Genomic DNA, 2,845 nt, shown 5'->3' with positions numbered 1-2,845 from the left:
GAACGGGAAGCCGACGCGTCCATCGTCGCTCGACATGTGCGCGCCCCAGACGCGCGCCGGCGCGCTCTTCACGGTGCGCACATAGGGTGCGCCAGCGTCGAGGCGCCATAAGGCGACGCGAGCGGTCCGTCCTTCAGCGCCTTCGGCAGCAGAACCGCGGCGCGCGTCGCAAGCACGCATTCGGCGCCGCGATCAGGGAAATCAGCGATGATCGTGCGGATGATCTCGGCCGACGGCGGCAGGCCGGTCTTCGCGACGAGCGTCCAGACGTCGCCCTGCACTGTCGCGTGGCCCTGATGCTCGAGCAGTCCAAGCAGGCTATAGGCGAGCGGCGCAGACGCCGCGGCCAGCCGGCCGCGCTTGATCAGGTCCGCGATCGCGCCCTGGCGCTTGCGGCCAAAGATCGCCGAGAGGCTTTCATGCGCGGCCGCGACCGCGAAGGCTTCCAGAAGGAGGTCGTCTTCCGGCCGCTCGACGTCGCCTGTCGCGGTCAGTCCGAGAGCCGCCGCCCGCGCGGCGAGTTCGTCGCCCGTCGGAGCTGGGGCCGAGGCCTCCTCGGAGGCCCCCACGAGCGCCGGAGCGTAGTGGTAGGACAGTCGCTCGAGCGGCGTCCGACGAGACAGCGTGACCGCGCGGAAGCGTGCGTCCGCGAGCACCGCGACGATCTCGCCGTCGGCGCCGAGGATCGTGAAGGTGGCGTCGATCGAGCGCGGGCTGAGGCGGCGCACCACGATTTCCGCGCCTGCGATTGCGGCGCCCGGCTTGAGCAGCCGCAGCGAGCCGAAGCGCATCGGAAGGTACGTCACGTCCGGCCGGTCGCCATGAACGCCGAACAGCGTCAGCAGGGCGTGGAAGCAGGAGTCGAAATCCGAAGGGTGCAGGCCGTAGCGCGCATCGCGCTCGCCCTTGCGGTCGCTCTCCGGGCGGAGGCGGACGGACAGGCGGTCCGGCCCATAGCGCACCACATGGTCGACGACCTGGAACGCCGGCCCGAAGTCCAGGCCGTGAGCCTCGGCGCGGGCGTAGAGGTCCGCCGCGCGGAAGATCTCGCCGTCATGCGCAGGGGTCGGCGGAGTCTGCGCGGTGACCGTTGGCGGGGCCGAGACCCGGCCGGTCGCATGCAGCACCCAGCCGTCGTCGCGCAGTCGCGGACGGCTGAGGATCTCGACGGTCCGGCTCTCGGGAGACACGCGGGTGCGGATCTCCGACATGGCGTCGGGGTCGAGCGTCAGCGCGTGCGGGATTTCGAAGTCCGCGAGCTCCACGACGTCGGCCTTGAGCCAGCCGCGGCCGGCCGCGAGCGCCATCTCGGCGAGCGCCGCGCCGGGCACGATCACGCGGCCCGAGACCTTGTGGTCCCCGAGGAGCGGGACGACGGCGGCGTCGAGATGCGCGGTCCACTCGTCGGAATCCGCGCGCAGGCGCGAGCCGATCAGCGGATGCGGGTCGAAGCCGCGGTAGAAGGACTGCGCCTCCGCGGTCGCGCCGACCGCGAAACGGGTGTTCTGCCACGGGTAGGTGGGCAGGCGGACCGCCGAGCCGTCGAGCTTTCCGAAGGCCAGATCGCGGTCGACCCGGCCGCCCTTGGCGATGACGCGGGCCAGCGCCCGGCGGAGCGGATCATGCTCGCCGGCGCCCTGGTCGTCGCAGGACAGCACGCCGCCCGTGACTTCGGCGGCCGCGAGGCAGTCGCTCAGATAGGTCTGGAGCACCGGCCGCGGGCCGATCTCCACGAACACCCGCGCGCCTTCCTCCACGGCGGCCGCGACCGCATCGGCGAAGCGCACCGGCCGGCGGACGTTCTCCCACCAGTAGTCGGCGCCGAGTTCGGCGCCGTCGATCACTGCGCCCGTGACGCTCGACACGAAAGTGCGCTGGGTCGCGCCCGGCTGCAGCCCGGCGAGATCGGCCAGCAGCGGCTCCTTCACGGCGTCGATCAGGCCGGTGTGGAACGGATAGTCGATGTCGAGCACGCGCACCGGCACGCGCCGGGTGCGGGCGAAGCGGCTGAGCTCCTTGATCTCGGACTCCGGCCCGGAGATCGTGATCGAGCGCTCGCTGTTGATCGCCGCGATCTCGACATTGGCGAAGCCGCCGTCGCGCAGCAGCGCGCTGACTTCCTGGGCCGGCAGCAGAACGGCGGCCATGGTGCCGTTCTTCCAGGCGATCTCCTGGTGAACGCTGCGCGAATGCACGACCGCGACAGCCTGGTCGAGCGTCAATGCGCCGGAGGCGGCGGCGGCCGCGACCTCGCCCACGGAGTGGCCAAGCACCATGTCGGGCGTCAGCCCCTCGGCCGCGAGCGCCGCGGTGGTCGCAACCTGCACGGCGAACATCAGCGGCTGCGCGGTCTCGGCGCGGCGCAGACGGTCGGGCAGATCGTCGGCGAACAGCGCGTCCGCGATCGACCATTTGGCGAGCGCGCCGAAGCGCGCGTCGATCTCGGAGATCTTCTGCCGGAAGGTCGCGTTGTGGGCGTGCAGCTTGCGGCCCATGCCGGCCCACTGCGAGCCATTGCCGGAGAACGCGAAAGCGACCGGCGCGTCGCGGCCGACGGCGCCGTCGATCGCGGCGTCCTTGGCTTCGCCGCCTTCGGCGACAGCGGCGAGCGTCGCCGCCCAGGTCGAGGGATCGTCGCTCTCCAGCACCAGCCTGCGGGGCAGCAGGTCGCGGGTCGCGGCCACGCTCTTGGCGATGTGGCGGGCGGCGGCGGGATCGCGCCCCTCGAGCAGCTTGGCGTAGCTCCCGGCCCCCCAACATTCGTGCGCGCCAGTAAAGCGGAATTGGGTGAATGAAACCCTAAAACCCCCGGGGCTTCTTCGCAGGCGGCCAGATATGAAGCCGG

The 2,845-nt window shown here is 71.7% G+C and carries 1 protein-coding gene; it reads right to left on the bottom strand.

All coding sequences use genetic code 11. The annotated features are described in order from the left end of the window. Positions 1 to 68: 68 nt before the first annotated feature. Positions 69 to 2,684 carry an acyltransferase domain-containing protein gene (locus ACIKT0_RS16360; protein WP_407106442.1) on the bottom strand — a complete coding sequence of 872 codons (2,616 nt, stop codon included), beginning with the start codon at positions 2,682 to 2,684 and terminating at the stop codon, positions 69 to 71. Positions 2,685 to 2,845 lie beyond the last annotated feature (161 nt).

This window comes from Hansschlegelia beijingensis, from assembly GCF_045505405.1.
Taxonomy (GTDB): Bacteria; Pseudomonadota; Alphaproteobacteria; order Rhizobiales; family Methylopilaceae; genus Methylopila; species Methylopila beijingensis_A.
Note: the sequence above shows the minus strand (reverse complement) of the source record. Positions and strands in the feature narration are given on the sequence as shown.